Genomic DNA, 16,264 nt, shown 5'->3' with positions numbered 1-16,264 from the left:
CCAGGGCTCACACTTGCCCGTGCCAGCCCGGCGGCACCACCTCCAGCGTGCGCCGTTGCGGCGCCCCATCTTCCGCCGCAGGCGGCAAGTCGGCCGGCTGCTGGCGGAAAACCGCCTCCAGCGTCTGGTCCAGCTGCGGATTGTCCAGCAGCGACCGCAGCGACTCGGCGCCACGCAGCTGCTGCGCCAGCGCGGTGCGCGGCAACCGCGGCAGGTTCAGCACCAGCCGGTCGTGCAGCATGCGCAGCGTCACCTGCGACGGATCGCACAGCAAGGCCCAGTGCGCCTGCCCGCCCTCCTGCTGCAGACGCCCGACCAGGTGCATGGCCTTGAGCTTGCCGAGCAGCCCCGCCAGGTAATCCGCTTCAACGCGCAGCTTGCGCCCCAGGTCCAGTTCGCCCACGCTGCGCGGCACCTCGTCGCGGGCGCGGTAGAGCAGCAGCAGCACGCCCAGTGCATCGAAGAACTCGCTGCCGGCAAAGGTGCGGCGGCGCCAGTAGCCCTGCCGGATCACCGGCATGTTGGCAGCGATGGTGGCGCCCAGCAGCGTCACCAGCCAGCTCAGGTAGATCCACAGCAGGAAGATCGGCAGCGCCGCGAAGGTGCCGTAGACCGCCGTATAGGCCGGGATATGCGTGACGAAATAGCCGAAGCCGCGCTTGGCGAACTCGAACGCGATCGCCGCCACTACGCCGGCGACGATGGCATCGCGCCACTCCACATAGGCATTGGGCACCGCGGTGTACAGGAAGGCAAAGGCCAGCGCCGACAGCACCACCGGCGTCGCGCTGACCAGCAGGCCGATCCCCACCGGCATGGTGCCGACGTAGCCAGCCGAGATCGAGATCAGGTAGGAACTGATCGACAGGCTCGCGCCGATCAGTACCGGCCCGAAGGTCAGCACCGCCCAGAACACCAGCACCCGCTGCGCCAGCGGGCGGCGCTGCTTGACGCGCCAGATCGCGTTGAGCGCGTCCTCCACCGTCAGCATGGTGAGCACCGACGTCACCATCAGCCCGCCCAGGCCCAGCGCCGTCAACCCGCGTGCGCTCTTGGCGAACTGGCCGATGTAGCGCGAGATCGATTCGCTGACGTTGCCGGGAATCAGGTTCTGGAACAGGAACGCCTCGATGGCATTGCGGAAGTCGCGGAATACCGGGAACGCGGCCAGCAGCGCGAACGCCACCGTCAGCACCGGCACCACGGCCAGCACGGTGGTAAAGGTCAGGCTCGCGGACACCTGCGGCAGCCGGTCTTCGCCGGCGCGGCGCACGACATAGCGCGCCAGTGCGCGGACCTTCTGCAGGTTCCATTCCCTGCGCAGACGGGCAACGCGGGTACCAAGCATGCGGCAGCAATCTCCTCGTGGATGGATGGATCGATTTGAACGTTGGCAGCGCCGGCGGGCGGACGGGCATCTGCCGGGATGCGGAAGCGGCGCTTCGCGGGGGAGCGCGCGCGGGGGCACATCTATAATACGCGCATTGCCTGCGGCACCCGCCGCCTCCTTCCGGCAGCGCCGGCCATCCCGCTCCATGACCGACATCCTCGTCCTGTATTACAGCCGCCACGGCAGCACCCGCAAACTCGCCGAACTGATCGCCAACGGCATCGACAGCGTCCCCGGCGCCCAGGCGCGCCTGCGCACGGTGCCGCCGGTCTCGACCGTGTGCGAGGCCACCGCCCCCGACATCCCCGCCGACGGCCCACCCTATGCCGAGCTGCGCGACCTGGAAGAGTGCGCGGGCCTCGCGCTGGGCAGCCCCACGCGCTTTGGCAACATGGCCGCGCCGGTCAAATACTTCCTGGACGGCACCGTGGCCCAGTGGCTGTCGGGCGCGCTGACCGGCAAGCCCGCCTGCGTGTTCACCGCCACCGGCAGCCTGCACGGCGGCCAGGAGACCACCCTGCTGTCGATGATGCTGCCGCTGCTGCACCACGGCATGCTGATCATGGGCCTGCCCTATTCCGAGAAGGGCCTGATGACGACCGCCTCGGGCGGCACGCCGTACGGCCCGAGCCACCATGCCTATGTCGACAATCGCGGCCCCATCACCGAGGACGAATCGGCGCTGGCGATGGCCATGGGCCGACGCCTGGCGCAAGCCGCGCTGCGCCTGTCCGGAGCGCAGGCATGAACGCGCCCGCCGACAGCGACAGCGCGCTGCACAGCCCCTGGCTGCATCGGATCAGCGCGGGCAGCCTGGTGGCGCTGATGGTGCTGTGCATCGCCTGGGAATGGTTCCTGGCGCCGCTGCGTCCGGGCGGCTCGTGGCTGATCATCAAGTTCTTGCCGCTGCTACTGCCGCTGCGCGGCGTGCTGACGCGCAACCGCTACACCATGCAGTGGTCGTCGATGCTGATCCTGCTGTTCTTCACCGAGGGCATCGTGCGCGCCACCAGCGACCGCGGCTTCTCCGCGACGCTGGCCTGGGTGGAGGTGGCACTGACGCTGGTGTTCTTCACCAGCACCATCCTGTACCTGCGGCCGTACAAGCGCCGCGCCCGAGCGGCCGCCAAGGCAGCGCCGCAAAAGCGCTGAGCCGGCGCTCCCCACGAATCGATTTCCCGCCCATGACCTCGTCCCAAGATTCCTTACTCGCCCTGTGTCGCGCCGCGCTGGGCCCGCAGCACGTGCTGACCCAGGCCGCCGACAAGGCCCCCTACCTGACCGACTGGCGCAAGCGCTACAGCGGCGAGGCGCTGGCCGTGCTGCGCCCCGGCACCACCGAGGAAGTCGCGGCCGCGGTCCATGCCTGCCATGCGCACAAGGTCGCGGTGGTGCCGCAGGGCGGCAATACCGGCCTGTGCGGCGGCGCCACGCCGGCGGCCGGGCGCGATGCGGTGGTGCTGTCGCTGCAACGGCTCAACCGCATCCGCCAGGTCGATCCGCTCAACAACACCATCACCGTCGAAGCCGGCGTGGTGCTGCAGCACCTGCAGGACGTGGCGCGCGAGCACGGCCGGCTGTTTCCGCTGAGCCTGGCGGCCGAGGGCAGCTGCACCATTGGCGGCAACCTGTCAACCAATGCCGGCGGCACCGCAGTGCTGCGCTATGGCAATACGCGCGAGCTGTGCCTGGGGCTGGAGGTGGTGACGCCGACGGGCGACACCTGGCATGGCCTGCGCGGCCTGCGCAAGGACAACACCGGCTATGACCTGCGCGACCTGTATATCGGCGCCGAAGGCACGCTCGGCATCATCACCGCCGCCGTGATGAAGCTGTTCCCGCTGCCGCGCGCCTCGGTCACCGCGCTGGCCGCGGTGCAGAGCCCGCGCGCCGCGCTGGCGCTGCTGGCGATCGCGCAGTCGCATGCGGGTGCAATGCTGACCGGCTTCGAGCTGATGTCGGCGCGCTGCATGGCGCTGGTGACGCAGCACTACCCCCAGCTGCGCTACCCGTTCGCCGACATCCACCCGCAGCTGGTGCTGATGGAGCTGTCCGACAGCGAGGGCGAAGCCCACGCGCGCGGCATCTTCGAAACGCTGATGAACGCCGCCTTCGACGCCGGCGTGGTGCTTGACGCCGTGGTGGCCGAGTCGGTGCAGCAGTCGCGCGATTTCTGGAACCTGCGCGAGCATATCCCGCTGGCGCAGGTCGAGGACGGCAAGAACATCAAGCACGATATCGCCGTGCCGGTCTCGCGCGTGGCGGACTTCATCGAGACCACCGACGCGCTGCTGCAGAACGCCTTCCCCGGCGCGCGCATGGTGACCTTCGGCCACCTTGGCGATGGCAACCTGCACTACAACGTATCGCCGCCGGAAGGCGTCGACCATGACGCCTTCCTGGCCAACCAGGACCAGGTCAACCGCATCGTGCACGACAGCGTGCGCTCGCACTGCGGCTCGATCTCCGCCGAGCATGGCGTGGGCCAGCTCAAGCGCGAAGAACTGCAGCACTACAAGAGCGAGGTCGAGCTGGCGCTGATGCGCGCGATCAAGGGCGCGCTCGACCCGCTGGGGCTGATGAACCCGGGCAAGGTACTCTGAGCACGCTCATGCGCTCACTTACGCGCCGCGCGCCAGCTCCGCGCGGATATGGTCCGCAACGCGCTCGAGCAGCTGGTCGAGATGGCCGCGCAGCCGGGCAAACCCGTCATGCGGCACGAAGCGCGCCTCGTCCAGGTACAGCGCGCGGTTGATTTCGATCTGCAGGCTGTAGCGCCCGCGCGCCGGGTCCGAGTACGCCGTCACCAGTTCCGCGCCCTTGTACGGCCAGTTGATGCCGACCTGGTAGCCAAAGCCGCGCAGGCATTGACCCACCAGTTCGACAAACCCCTCAGGGCAAGTCGTGCCGTCGCGGTTGCTGAGGACGAAGTCCGGCCGCTCGGAGCCGTGGTCCACGTTCATGGCATTGCCGCGCGACTTCATCGAATGGCAGTCGAGATGCCACACCGCGCCGAAGCGCGCATGGTGCCCCGCCATCGCGCGGGCAAGCGCGGCATGGTAGGGATCGTAGTAGGCCTTCAGCAGTTGCTCGGCCATGGCAGGCGTCAGCGGTGCGCCGTAGACCGGTACGCCCGGCAGCGCCAGCCGGCGCAGCACGCCCATGCCGCGGCAGGCCTTGTCGCTGGGCCGCAGCGCGAACGGCATGGCACCGTCGACCAGCGCCGGGTCGATATCGTCGCGGGCGCGGTTCACGTCCACCAGCCAGCGCGGAAAATCCGCGCACAGCAGCGTGCCGCCCACCGCCGGCGCATGCGCGAACAACTCGTCGACATAGGCATCCCAGCCCGTCAGCAGGGCTTCGGGCGGAGCGGCCAGCGGCAGCGAGGACGGCAAGCCGCCGGCTCGGGCCTGCCCGCTGTGCGGGGAATCGACCACCAGCGGCAACGCCGCGCCAGCCGGTTCGATCAGCGTATAAGGAAGCGTCATACTCAAAATTTGTGCTGGATGCCGATGCCGGCCGTGGTCACGGTATCACCGGCCCTGTGCGAGTTCGGGTCCTCGCGGTCGAAGAAGACATAAGGCATGGTGCGCTTGCTCAGGCGGTAGCCATAGGCGGCCTGCACCTTTATCAGCCGGCCCTGGGGGTCGCGCTGCACCGCGCGCTCCATGTAGTTGACGGTCACGCTGTGCGCGCCGTACGGCACGGTGAAGCCGACCAGCCAGTACGGCACGTCGGTGCGCGTGGTGGCGGTGCCGACGTAGCGGTCGCGCCCGTAGAGCCCATACACGTTGACCACGGTGAAGTCATAAGACGCCACCGCCTGCACCTTGTCGCGGAAGTCGTTGGCGACCAGCCCGCCGGTCTTGGCATCGCGCGAATAGCCCAGGCCCGCGGCAAAGTTGCCGGCCGCATAGTTCAGGCCAATGTCATACTGGCGGAAATCGTCTTCCGCCTTCACCGGCGAGCTGGCGTTGGGCGTGGCCGGATCGGGGCCTGCCAGGTTCACGCGCGCCCGCACGGAAAAACCGCCAAAGGTGGGGTCATGTAGCCCAGGGCATTGGACACGCGGTTGCGCGCATTCAGCACCCTGGTGCCGATCGCGGTGGCGCCGGCATCGTGGATCGCAAAGTCTACGTTCTGCGTCACCTGCGAATAGATCGGCGAGCCGACGATGGTCGCCGAATCCAGCCGTCCCAGCGCAAACGCGCCAAAGCCGCCCTGCAGCCCGACAAAGGCATTGCGGAACTGCGGGTTGGTGGCCATGCCGCTGTCGGCGGAAAAGCCCTGCTCCAGGCCGAACGCGGCGCTCATGCCGCCGCCAAGCTCTTCGCTGCCGCGCATGCCCCAGCGCGAGGCGTTGTCGACCATCTGCGTGGCCGGGCCGTCCGGTCCCTTCTGGTATTCGATGTCGGTATCGATGCGGCCGTACAGCGTCACCGATGCGTCGGCCGCAGCCGACAGCAGCGCCAGCGCGCTGCCAATGCAGACATGGCGGACTTGCCGCCGATATGGTCTGGCTTGGTTCATGGCTCTTCTCCCTTTCCTTGGTTGGCGATGCATGACTTCCCCCGTTGGATCTCCCGTCTGCCGTCGTCTTTGATCCTGCGCGCGGCGCGAACGCTCCCCCGCCGCCCCGCCATGGCGGGGCGGCTGTGAGAAATCCGGGAGGCTGGCGTGCCGCGCGCGGCGGCTAGCTAGTCATTCAGGTGGCAGGCGGACAGGCGACCGCCGATATCGCGCAGCAGCGGCACTTCGGCGGCGCAGCGTGCGCTGGCATGCGGGCAGCGCGGATGGAAGGCGCAACCGGTCGGCGGCGCCAGCGGGCTGGGCAACTCGCCGCGGATCGGCTGGTGGCTGGCGGTGCCGCCGCCCAGCCGCGGCGCATCGGCCAGCAGCGCGCGGGTATAGGGATGGTTGGGCGCGGCGAACACCGAGCGGGCATCGCCGCTCTCGACCACACGGCCCAGGTACATGATCGCGACCCGGTCGGACATGTGCTCCACCACCGCCAGGTTGTGGCTGATAAAGACGTAGGTCAGCCCATGCTCGCGCCGCAGCTGCATGAACAGGTTGATGATCTGCGCCTGCACCGAGACATCGAGCGCGGACACGGCTTCATCGCAGATCAGCAGTCGCGGGCGCAGTGCCAGCGCGCGGGCAATCGCCACGCGCTGGCGCTGGCCGCCGGAGAACTCGTGCGGATAGCGCTCGGCGTAGCTGGGGTCGAGGCCGACCTGCTGCAGCAGCTCGCCAGCCAGCTCGGCAGCCCGGGCGCGGCTGACCATGCGGTGGTAGACCGCGCCCTCGGTAATGGCCCGGCCGATGCGCAGCCTGGGATTGAGCGAGGCATAGGGATTCTGGAACACCATCTGCACCGCGCGGTGATAGCCGGCCGATGCGACATCCGCGGGCCGCCCTTCCCACGCGATTTCGCCGCCGCTCTGCGGCAGCAGCCCGGCGAGCATGCGGCCCAGCGTGGACTTGCCGCACCCGGACTCGCCGACCACGCCCAGCACCTCGCCCTTGCGCACCTGCAACGAGACCTCGTTGACGGCATGCACCGCCTGCACCGGTTTGCCGGCCATGCGGCCCAGCAGGCCGGGCCTCATTGAAAAGCGTTTCTGCAGCTGACGGGTTTCAAGCAGCACGGTCATGCCGACTCCAATGGATAGAAACAGCGAAGCGTGCGGCCGCGCACCGGGGTTGCCGCGGGCGGCTGGCTGCAGGCCTCGCGCACGCGCGGGCAGCGCGGCGCGAAGGCGCATCCCGGCGGCAGCGCCGCCAATGCCGGGGCGGCCCCGGGAATCGCGCGCAGCGTGGCGCCGCGCATTTCAGGCGTCGGCAAAGAGTCGAGCAGCCCGCGCGTGTACGGGTGCAGCGGCCGCGCGATCAGCTCGGCCACCGGCCCCTGCTCCACCACCCTGCCGGCGTACATCACGCAGACACGATCGACAAGGTCCTTGACCACGGCCAGGTCATGGCTGATCCAGATCGCGGCGGCGCCGGTCTCGCGCACCAGCTGCTTCATCTCGTACAGGATCTGCGCCTGGATGGTGACGTCCAGCGCCGTGGTGGGCTCGTCGGCAATGATCAGGTCGGGCCGGTTGATCAGCGCACTGGCGATCGCCACGCGCTGCCGCATGCCGCCGGAGAGCTCGTGCGGATAGGCACGCATGCGCTCCTGCGGCGCCGGGATGCCCACGCGCGCCAGCGCATCGACTGCCTGCGCATGCGCCTGCGCGCGGGTGCGGCGGTGGTGCACCCGCACGGTCTCGACCAGCTGGTCGCCCACGCGCATCACCGGGTTCAGCGACATCATCGGATCCTGGAACACCATCGCGATGCGATCGCCGCGCAGGGCCTGCCACTGGCGCGGCGAGCACGACAGCAACTCCTGCCCCTTGAAGCGGACCGAACCGCCACTGACGCGCCCGGGCGGGTCCAGCAGGTTCATCAGCGAGAACGCCGTCACCGACTTGCCCGAACCGGACTCGCCGACGATGCCGAGGATCTCGCCCGGCTCCAGCGTGAACGAGACATCGTCGACGGCCTTCAATGCCTTGCGGCCGCTGCCCAATGCAAAGCTGGTGCTCAGCCCGGAGACTTCCAGTAGTGCCATGTGTGTCTCCGTGGCCTCAGCCGTTCAGCCGCGGGTTCAGCACGCGGCGCAGGCGGTCGCCCACCAGGTTGATCGAGCCGATCAGCAGCACCAGGGCCACGCCCGGGAAGATGCTGATCCAGTACTTGTTCGACAGCATGTACTCGAAGCCGTTGGCGATCAGCATGCCGAGCGACGGTTGCGTGCGCGGCAGGCCGATGCCGAGGAAACTCATGGTCGCCTCCAGCGTGATCGCGTGCGCGATCTGCAGCGTGCCGGTCACCACCAGCGGCGCCATGCAGTTGGGAAGGATGTGCCGGAACATCACGCGCAGCGCCGGCAGCCCCTGGCCCAGCGCCGCCTCGACATACTCCTTGCGCCGCTCCACCTGCGCCGCGCCGCGCACCGTGCGCGCAAAGTAGGCCCACTGCACGATCACCAGCGCCAGCAGCGTCTTGTCCACGCCCTGCCCCAGCACGGCCAGCAGGATCAGCGCCACCAGCACCGCCGGCAGGCTCAGCTGCAGGTCGACGATGCGCATGATCGCGGCATCGACCACGCCGCCGAAGTAAGCCGCCGCAAGACCAACGGCACTGCCGACCATCAGCGCCACCACCGCGCTGATCACGCCGACGCCCACGCTGATGCGGATGCCATAGAAGATCGCGCTGACCAGGTCGCGGCCGGCGCCGTCGGTGCCGAGCCAGTAGTGCACGTTGCCTTCGTAGCCGGCGCTGCCGGGCAGCAGCTCGGAGTCGATGACGGATACCGTGGCCAGGTCGTACGGGTTCTGCGGGCTGATGACATGGGCCAGCGCGGCGATCAGCAGCAGTACTGCAAGCAGCGCCAGTGCCGCCGCCGCGACGCGGTTGGCGACGAAGCGCCGCAGCAGCGAGGGCCGCGCGGTTGGCAGCGGCGCGGCAGGCGCGGCGCTTGCCGCGAGCGCCGGCATGGCGGCGTCAGGTTGGGATGCAGGCAGGGACATCGATAGGTTCTCGTTCGTTTTCTATGGCTTCTGTTGGGCGTGGATGCAGCCGGGCTCAGGCCGCCTTGTGGCGCAGTCGCGGATCGAGCACCACGTAGAGCAGGTCGACCACCAGGTTCAGCACCACGAACAGCACCAGCGTGACCAGCAGGTAAGCCACCACCACCGGGCGGTCCAGCGCCAGCACCGAATCGATGATCAGCTTGCCCATGCCCGGCCACGAGAACACCGACTCGGTCACCACCGAGAAGGCGATCAGGTGGCCGAATTCCAGCCCGACCACGGTGACGATCGGGATCAGCACATTGGGCACCACGTGGCGCAGCACCAGCCGCGCGCTGCCCACGCCCTTGGCGCGGGCAAACTTGATGTACTCCTGCCCCGCCACTTCGCGCGTGCCGGCTTCGGCTAGCCGCGCCACCAGCGAGATCTTGAACAGCGACAGCGTCAGCGCCGGCAGCAGCAGGAAGCGGATCCCCTCCCAGCTGGTCACCGACAGCGGCATGCCGAGCACGCTGGTGACCGGACCGCGCCCGCCCGAGGGCAGCCAGCCAAGGTTCACCGAGAACACCAGGATGCCGATCATCCCGACCCAGAACGTCGGCATGATCACGCCGCCCAGCGAGCCTGCCATCAGCGCGCGCGCCAGCCGGCTGTCCGGTTTGAGCCCGGCGAACACGCCGATCGGGATGCCGATGCCCAGCGACAGCAGCAGCGCGGTCACGGCCAGTTCCAGCGTGGCCGGCACGCGGCTGACGATCAGCTCGATCGCGGGACGGTTGTAGATGAAGGATTCGCCGAGGTCGCCGCGTAGCGCGCCCTGCATGAAGCGCAGGTATTGCTGCGGCACCGGCAGGTCCAGCCCGAGCGCGTGCCGCGCGTCGGCGGTTTCCTGCTCGGTGGCGGTGGGGCTGACCAGCAAGTGCACCGGGTCGCCGATCAGGTTGACGGCGCAGAAGGTCAGCACCGACATCAGCCACAGCACGACGAGGCTTTGCAGCAGCCGCTTCAGGAGGGTTTCGAGCATAGCGATCAGGACAGGAAGCGGTGGATCGGTCAGGGTTGCGCCGCAGGCGTCGCTGCAGGCGCAGCGGGGCGGATGTTGCCGGCGTAGGTAAAGCCGTCGGCGCGCGGCTGCACTTCCAGCCCGGCGCGATACGCCCAGGCGGCGCGCAGGTGGTGCAGCGGCACGATGCCGGCGTCGGCAGCCAGCAGTTCAGCGGCCCGGCGCTGCAACTGCTCGCGCGGCGCCGGCGCCATGGTGCGCATGGAGTTTTCCACCAGCGCGTCCAGTTCGCGATTGGCATAACCGCTGCGGTTGTTCGCACCCAGGCCGGCGGCCTTGTCCTGCGCATGCGCCACCGCCACCAGCGGTTCCAGCGAATCGCCGCTGACCGCGCCGATGCCGAGCAGGAAGGCGCTGAATTCCGGCTTGCCACCCTCGCCGCCGGAGGTGGCGCGGGTGATGTAGACCGAGTACGGCAACGTGCGCACCTCGGTGCGGATGCCCGCGCGGGTCAGCATCTGGCCCACCGCCTCGCAGGTCTTGGCGTCGTTCAGGTAGCGGTCGCTCGGGCAATGCAGCGTCAGGCGGAAGCCGTCGGGATAGCCGGCCGCGATGAGCAGCCGGCGCACCTCCGCGGTATCGGCACGCGGCGCGGCCACGGCCGGGGCAAAGCCGAAGAAGCCTGCCGGCACCATCTGCCCGGCGGGCACCGAATCCCCTTTGGTCACGCGCGCCGCGATCAGGTCGCGGTCGATCGCGACGCTGATGGCCTGGCGCACGCGCACGTCGCGCAACGGGTTGGCGGGCAGCGGCCGGCCGGCGGCATCCTGCACATAGGGCGAGACTGCCCGCCCCTGGTCGAGCTGCAGGTAGTTCAGCATGTACGAGGTTGCCGCCACCGTGCGGATGCGGCCGTTGGTGCGCGCGAAGGCTTCGGCAATGCTGGCCGACGAGGCATCGATCACGTCCACCAGCCCCGACAGCAACGCCGACGCGCGCGCCGGCTCCTTGGGGATGAACTGGAACACCACCCGGTCCCACGGCTGCGCGCCGCCCCAGTAGCCGGGATTGCGCGCCAGCGTCAGCTGCTGGCCGTGTTCCCACGCCACCAACCGGTACGGGCCGGTGCCGATGCTCGCCTGGCCATGGGCGAAGTCCGCCTCGCGCACGCCCTGCCCCAGGCCGTGCGGCAGCATCGCCACCATGCCGATGTTCTGCGGCAACACCGGGTTGGGCGTGCGGGTGCGTACGCGCAGCGTCAGCGGGCCCGTGGCCTCGACCGCCTCGACCGACTTCAGGTAGGTGCGGAAGGTGCGCGCGCCGGACAGCTTGCGCGCGCGCTCGATCGAATAGCGCGCATCCTTCGCGGTGAACGGCGCGCCATTGCTGAACTTCACCCCCGGGCGCAGCTGGAATTCCCAGTTGTGGTCGTCCAGCTGGCGCCAGCTGGTGGCCAGCAGCGACACCGGGCGCAAGGCGTTGTCGAGGCCTACCAGGGTCTCGTACACGTGGCCCCACAGGTTGCGGCCGGCGGCGTCCAGCACATGCGGATCGGCAGCGCTGACCTCGGCCTTGTAGCCGATGCGCAGGTCGGCGGCATGCGCGGGACGGATCCCGCCCGCCAGTGCGGACAGGGCAAAAGCAGCGGCCAGCGCGGCGCCGGGAAATTTCGTTGATCGAAACATTGTTTCATTTACCGATACGGTGTGTCGGAGAATAAAACATTCGGGCGCCGTCAGTAGCAAGGGTTTACCCGGCGAGACAAAGATAAGCACGCAAATCGGCATAGGGGGCAGCCCATCGGGCTGCATCCCCTGCCACACCACCCGGCATGCGGGTCCGCACCGGGCGGTTCGAGAGGTTGAGGTCAGACGAGACGGGGCAGTCCCAGACTATCGAAGTAGGCAGTGGTCAGCACCCGATGAATCGCCGATAGGCTGTTGTGCCACCAGCGACGGCTTAACGCCGCCACCGACTGCGCCACCGGTAGTGAGGCCCCCAGGCGAAGCAGTTCGCGGTGGATAGTCTTGCCCCTGCGCCACTGTTTGAGCTGCAAGGCCCGAAGCCGCCGCCTTATCCAGCTGTCCAACTCACGCCAGATTCTGGAGGTCTGCGCCAGCCCGAAGTAGGCTTTCCAGCCCAGCAGGTAAGGGCGCAACTGATCGACTACGGCTTGGAGGCTGCGCCCACCATTGCGCCGCGTCAGTACCCTGACACGCTGTTTGAACGCCGCCATTGGCTTAGCAGCCACCACACGTTTGATCACACCGTCCCGGGCTTGCCATAGGCCATACCCAAGGAACTTGCGACCAAATACCGGCGCCACGGCGCTTTTGGCTTCGTTAACTTTCAGCTTGAGGCGGTCATAGAGCCTTCGTAGCAGAGCCATCACCCGCTCGCCAGCGCGACGACTGCCAACGTAGACGTTGCAGTCATCGGCATACCGCGCGAAGCAGTGACCCCGCCACTCTAACTCCTTGTCCACCTCATCTAGCAAGACGTTGGCCAGCAGCGGCGACAGGGGACCACCTTGCGGCGTTCCCTGATGCCGTTCCATGACCACCCCGCCATCCATGATTCCCGCGTTCAGGTAGGCTCGTATCAGCCGGATGATCCCGGCGTCGGCGATGCGTTGCCTTAGGCGGTCGATCAGAATGTCGTGGTTGACCCGGTCGAAGAACTTCTCCAAGTCCACGTCCACCACCACATGACGGCCCGACTGCACGAACGACTGAGCGGCTAACACCGCATCATGTGCCCGCCGTCCAGGCCGAAACCCGTAGCTATGCTTGCTGAAGGTCGGGTCAAGCAGCGGTTGCAGGACTTGCAACAGCGCCTGCTGGATCAGCCGATCCGTCACCGTCGGGATGCCAAGCTCGCGCTCGCCACCTTCCGCCTTCGGGATCGTCACCCGTCGTACCGGACTGGGCCGGTACGTCCCCCGCAGCAGTTCCTCACGGATACGAGGCCACTCGGACGCCAGTTTGCGCGACGTCTGGTCAATGTCCAGCCCGTCCACACCCGCCGACCCCTTGTTCGCCCGCACCCGTTTGAACGCCTGCCGCAAGTTCTCGCGCGTCAGCGCCGCTTCCAGCAGCGCCGACCCTGTGCCGTCCGTTTCATGCCGCGGGATTTCGGCTTCGCCGCGACACACTCCATCCGGGGCTTCACCCCTGGCTTCGGTGTCCCGCCCCGCTCGCGCGGGCTTCTGGCGCCTGGCCTCCAACATCGTCATGGCTTCTGACACTTCCTCTCGTTCGGCCCTTCGCCAATAGCTCCAACCTTGCCGGTCTGTCCTCTGGCTACTACGGCCTCTGCTGACTCCTCACTCCGGCTCGACGCCGTTACCCTTTCGGGATCGAGGTGAGGTCTCCCCAGGTAAGAACGCACTCCTTCATCGCACAGCCGCCACATTTACGCTGCCTCGCCTTGATCACAAGAGCTTCGCGGTTTCTCGCCCGCTCGCCCTGCTCAGCCGCGCCTTCTATGTGGTTCTTGTTCATCGGCTCACGATTTACGCTCCACGCTTCCTCCCCACGCTCGGTCGCCCTCACGCAGTTGCGCTTCGCTTCGTTCGCTGTGATCAGCTTACGGTGGGACTTGCACCCACAAGAGTGCGCCCATGCTGGGCGCACAAAAAAAACGGCGCCGAAGCGCCGCTCATGACCGGACAACCGCTACGCGATCGCGGCGTCAGCCGCCGGCATATCCCAACGCGCGGGACAGCGCCGCGGCCTCTTCCACCACCATCGCGACATGCCTGGCCAGCGCCTCGGGCGTGGTGCGGCTGGCCGGACTGGCAATGCTCAGCGATGCCACCACCGCACCGCCGTGATCGCGCAACGGCGCCGCCGCCGACACCGCATCGGCATCGCGCTCGCCCAGCGACACGGCGTGCCCTGCGGCACGGATCGCCGCAAGCTCCTCGCGCAGCTGCTCCGCGGTGACGATCGTGCGCTCGGTAAAGCGCTGCAGGCTGTGCGCCGCCACGGCGTCGACCACCTCGGGCGCGGCGAACGCCAGCAGCAGCTTGCCCGAGGCCCCCACATGCAGCGGCCTCCGGTTGCCGACCTCGGTATGCACACGCACCGATTGCGACGATTCGTGCCGCGCCACGCAGACCGATTCCAGCCCGTCGCGCACGCGCACGATCACGTTCTCGCCGCACGCCGCGCCGATCGCCGCCAGCCGCGGCGCCACCACCTTGACCAGGTCGAACTGGTCGCGCGCGGCATTGCCCACCAGCAAGGCGTTGTAGCTGAGCTTGTAGACCGCGGCCGCGGGCTCGCGCGCGATCATGCCGCGATGCTCCAGCGTGGCCAGCAGGCGAAAGGCGCGGGCCTTGGTCAGCCCCGCGCGGCGGGCCAGCTCAGTCACCCCCAGCGAAGGATGCTCGGCCACCAGCATCAGCAGGCCCAGTGCCTCGTCCACCGCGTCAACGATGTATGTCATCAAGTCTTCTTACATGTATTCAGAAATGTCCCATCGCGGATTGTAGCGGCCGGCGCCATCAGCGGGGCGTCGCACGCTTCCGCCCGGCAAACACTGCCTTCGGCAGATCCGAATTCCATAATCGCCGGGCGTCGCACAATACAGCCAGCCCGGCCCTGACCACGCGCCGGCCCAAGGACAAGGAAGCAAGAACGGAGACAACGGTGTACCTGACCCGAGCCCTGCACCGCTCGCTGCAACAGCAGGCGGACGAAATCGTCACCATCTTCCGCGGCCGGCGCCGCAGCTACCGCGAGTTCTGCGCGCGTGTCGCGCGCCTGGCCAGCGCGCTGCAGGCGCTTGGCATGCGGCCGAACGACCGCGTCGGCATCCTGGCGCAGAACTCGGACCGCTACCTTGAGTTCGCCATGGCTGCGTGGTGGGGCGGCGGCGTGCTCAACCCGGTCAACGTGCGCTGGAGCGTGCCGGAGGTGGTCTACTCGCTCGATGACTGCGACACCGGCATCCTGGTGGTCGACGACCAGTTCCTGCCGATGGCCGAGGGCATTCGCACCGCGGTGCGGCGCGAACCGGTGCTGATCCATGCCGGCGACGGCGACGGCGACGCGCCCGCCGGCATGCTGTCCTACGAGCGGCTGATCGACGAGGCCTCGCCGGTTCCGGACGCGCAGCGCGGCGGCGACGACCTCGCCATCGTCATGTACACCGGCGGCACCACGGGCTTCCCCAAGGGCGTCATGCAGACCCACAGCTCGCTGTGGTGCGGCACCCTGCAGCGCATGGCCGACACCCCGCCGCTGAAGGGCGGCCGCGTGCTGCATACCAACCCGTTCTTCCATATCGCGGCGATCGCGCGCGTGCTGATGCAGTTCATCGCGGGCGAGACCCACGTGATCCTGCCGTCGTTCGAAGCGCGCGAGGTACTGGAAACCATCGAGCGCGAACGCATCACCGAGCTGGGCATGGTGCCGACCACCATCCAGATGCTGATCCACCACCCCGACTTCGCCAGGTTCGACCTTGGCAGCGTCCGGCGGCTGGGCTATGGCGCATCGCCTATCAGCGCCGCGGTGCTGGAACAGGCCATGGAAAAGCTGCCCGGCGTCGAGTTCGCGCACTCGTACGGCATGACCGAATCGATGATCGTCACCACCAACCCGCCCGGCAACCATGGCAGCGCGGCGCGCGCGCAGGGGCTGCACCTGTCGGCCGGGTGCGCCGGCATCGGCATCGAGGTGAAGATCGCCGACGCCGAAGGCAACGAAGTGCCGCGCGGTACCGTCGGCGAGATCCTGGTGCGCAGCGGCGGCGTCATGCCCGGCTACTGGAACCGCCCCGAAGACACCGCCCGCGCGCTGCGCGACGGCTGGCTGCATACGGGCGACGGCGCGTACATGAACGAGCAGGGCTATATCTTTATCGTCGACCGCATCAAGGACATGATCGTCAGCGGTGGCGAGAACGTCTATTCGGCCGAGGTCGAAAACGTCATCGGCCGCCATCCCGCAGTGGCGGTGAGCGCGGTGATCGGCGTGCCGCACGAGAAATGGGGCGAGGCCGTGCATGCCGTAGTGGTGCTGAAGGCTTGCGCGCAGGCGACGGAAGACGAGATCCGCGAGCATTGCCGGGCGCATATCGCCGGCTACAAATGCCCGAAGAGCGTCGAGTTCCGCCAGGCGCTGCCGCTGTCCGGCGCCGGCAAGATCCTCAAGCGCGACCTGCGCGCGCCGCACTGGGAAGGCAAGGCGCGCGCGGTGAACTGAGCGTCGATGGCCGTGGGGGGAATATGCCGGACCGGCGCCGTCCGCCTGCGGCCGTCTCAGGCCATCT

General features: G+C 68.3%; 13 protein-coding genes and 1 pseudogene. 4 read left to right on the top strand and 10 right to left on the bottom strand.

Going from position 1 to position 16,264, the window contains the following annotated elements:
* Window positions 1-7 precede the first annotated feature (7 nt).
* Window positions 8-1,348, bottom strand: a complete 1,341-nt coding sequence (locus tag E0W60_RS16530; RefSeq protein ID WP_135704976.1) for a YihY family inner membrane protein — start codon at window positions 1,346-1,348, stop codon at window positions 8-10.
* Window positions 1,349-1,535: 187 nt separating this feature from the next.
* Here E0W60_RS16530 and wrbA point away from each other — a divergent pair, with 187 nt between their 5' ends.
* Genes wrbA through E0W60_RS16515 form a run of 3 tightly spaced genes read left to right on the top strand, consistent with a single transcriptional unit; the run spans window position 1,536 to window position 3,993 of the window.
* Complete coding sequence (gene wrbA, locus E0W60_RS16525) at window positions 1,536-2,138, top strand: NAD(P)H:quinone oxidoreductase (RefSeq protein WP_135704975.1); 603 nt, start codon at window positions 1,536-1,538, stop codon at window positions 2,136-2,138.
* Entirely contained in the window at window positions 2,135-2,542 is a 408-nt protein-coding gene (locus tag E0W60_RS16520) for a DUF2069 domain-containing protein (RefSeq protein ID WP_135704974.1), read from the top strand. The genes wrbA and E0W60_RS16520 overlap by 4 nt, the downstream gene beginning before the upstream one ends.
* 32 nt (window positions 2,543-2,574) lie before the next feature.
* The gene (locus tag E0W60_RS16515; protein ID WP_135704973.1) at window positions 2,575-3,993 is read left to right on the top strand and encodes an FAD-binding oxidoreductase; all 1,419 of its coding nucleotides are present in this window, start codon (window positions 2,575-2,577) and stop codon (window positions 3,991-3,993) included.
* 18 nt (window positions 3,994-4,011) lie between these two features.
* Here the strand turns inward: E0W60_RS16515 and E0W60_RS16510 are convergent, their stop codons facing one another.
* The 9 genes and pseudogenes from E0W60_RS16510 to E0W60_RS16465 form a co-directional block, all read right to left on the bottom strand.
* Window positions 4,012-4,878 carry an N-formylglutamate amidohydrolase gene (locus E0W60_RS16510; protein ID WP_135704972.1) on the bottom strand — a complete coding sequence of 289 codons (867 nt, stop codon included), beginning with the start codon at window positions 4,876-4,878 and terminating at the stop codon, window positions 4,012-4,014.
* Between the two features lie 2 nt (window positions 4,879-4,880).
* Window positions 4,881-5,920: pseudogene (locus E0W60_RS16505) on the bottom strand (porin).
* A gap of 167 nt (window positions 5,921-6,087) precedes the next feature.
* Window positions 6,088-7,047 (bottom strand): ABC transporter ATP-binding protein, encoded by a 960-nt coding sequence (locus E0W60_RS16500; RefSeq protein WP_135704971.1) that lies wholly within the window; start codon window positions 7,045-7,047, stop codon window positions 6,088-6,090.
* Window positions 7,044-8,012: an ABC transporter ATP-binding protein gene (locus E0W60_RS16495; protein WP_135704970.1), complete on the bottom strand. Its 969-nt coding sequence runs from the start codon at window positions 8,010-8,012 to the stop codon at window positions 7,044-7,046. Before E0W60_RS16495 ends, E0W60_RS16500 begins: the two co-directional genes overlap by 4 nt.
* 16 nt (window positions 8,013-8,028) lie before the next feature.
* Window positions 8,029-8,976 (bottom strand): ABC transporter permease, encoded by a 948-nt coding sequence (locus E0W60_RS16490; protein WP_135704969.1) that lies wholly within the window; start codon window positions 8,974-8,976, stop codon window positions 8,029-8,031.
* Window positions 8,977-9,031: 55 nt separating this feature from the next.
* On the bottom strand, window positions 9,032-10,003 hold the full coding sequence (locus E0W60_RS16485; protein ID WP_135704968.1) for an ABC transporter permease: 972 nt from the start codon (window positions 10,001-10,003) through the stop codon (window positions 9,032-9,034).
* A gap of 29 nt (window positions 10,004-10,032) precedes the next feature.
* Window positions 10,033-11,667, bottom strand: a complete 1,635-nt coding sequence (locus tag E0W60_RS16480; RefSeq protein ID WP_135704967.1) for an ABC transporter substrate-binding protein — start codon at window positions 11,665-11,667, stop codon at window positions 10,033-10,035.
* A gap of 182 nt (window positions 11,668-11,849) precedes the next feature.
* A complete protein-coding gene (gene ltrA, locus E0W60_RS16475) occupies window positions 11,850-13,217 on the bottom strand; it encodes a group II intron reverse transcriptase/maturase (RefSeq protein ID WP_135702721.1) in 1,368 nt (455 codons plus the stop codon).
* 458 nt (window positions 13,218-13,675) lie between these two features.
* A complete protein-coding gene (locus tag E0W60_RS16465) occupies window positions 13,676-14,434 on the bottom strand; it encodes an IclR family transcriptional regulator (RefSeq protein WP_133097480.1) in 759 nt (252 codons plus the stop codon).
* Window positions 14,435-14,637: 203 nt separating this feature from the next.
* Here E0W60_RS16465 and E0W60_RS16460 point away from each other — a divergent pair, with 203 nt between their 5' ends.
* Entirely contained in the window at window positions 14,638-16,197 is a 1,560-nt protein-coding gene (locus E0W60_RS16460; protein ID WP_135704966.1) for a long-chain-fatty-acid--CoA ligase, read from the top strand.
* The last annotated feature ends 67 nt before the right edge of the window (window positions 16,198-16,264 follow it).

Origin of the sequence: Cupriavidus oxalaticus (assembly GCF_004768545.1) — a bacterium.
Classification (GTDB): Bacteria; Pseudomonadota; Gammaproteobacteria; order Burkholderiales; family Burkholderiaceae; genus Cupriavidus; species Cupriavidus oxalaticus_A.
Note: the sequence above shows the minus strand (reverse complement) of the source record. Positions and strands in the feature narration are given on the sequence as shown.

Coding starts and splice junctions, on each gene's coding strand:
- wrbA (WP_135704975.1), top strand. CDS start 1,536: ATGACCGACATCCTCGTCCTGTATTACAGCCGCCACGGCAGCACCCGC.
- E0W60_RS16500 (WP_135704971.1), bottom strand. CDS start 7,047: ATGACCGTGCTGCTTGAAACCCGTCAGCTGCAGAAACGCTTTTCAATG.
- E0W60_RS16510 (WP_135704972.1), bottom strand. CDS start 4,878: ATGACGCTTCCTTATACGCTGATCGAACCGGCTGGCGCGGCGTTGCCG.
- E0W60_RS16490 (WP_135704969.1), bottom strand. CDS start 8,976: ATGTCCCTGCCTGCATCCCAACCTGACGCCGCCATGCCGGCGCTCGCG.
- E0W60_RS16465 (WP_133097480.1), bottom strand. CDS start 14,434: ATGACATACATCGTTGACGCGGTGGACGAGGCACTGGGCCTGCTGATG.
- E0W60_RS16495 (WP_135704970.1), bottom strand. CDS start 8,012: ATGGCACTACTGGAAGTCTCCGGGCTGAGCACCAGCTTTGCATTGGGC.
- E0W60_RS16530 (WP_135704976.1), bottom strand. CDS start 1,348: ATGCTTGGTACCCGCGTTGCCCGTCTGCGCAGGGAATGGAACCTGCAG.
- E0W60_RS16485 (WP_135704968.1), bottom strand. CDS start 10,003: ATGCTCGAAACCCTCCTGAAGCGGCTGCTGCAAAGCCTCGTCGTGCTG.
- ltrA (WP_135702721.1), bottom strand. CDS start 13,217: ATGACGATGTTGGAGGCCAGGCGCCAGAAGCCCGCGCGAGCGGGGCGG.
- E0W60_RS16520 (WP_135704974.1), top strand. CDS start 2,135: ATGAACGCGCCCGCCGACAGCGACAGCGCGCTGCACAGCCCCTGGCTG.
- E0W60_RS16480 (WP_135704967.1), bottom strand. CDS start 11,667: ATGTTTCGATCAACGAAATTTCCCGGCGCCGCGCTGGCCGCTGCTTTT.
- E0W60_RS16515 (WP_135704973.1), top strand. CDS start 2,575: ATGACCTCGTCCCAAGATTCCTTACTCGCCCTGTGTCGCGCCGCGCTG.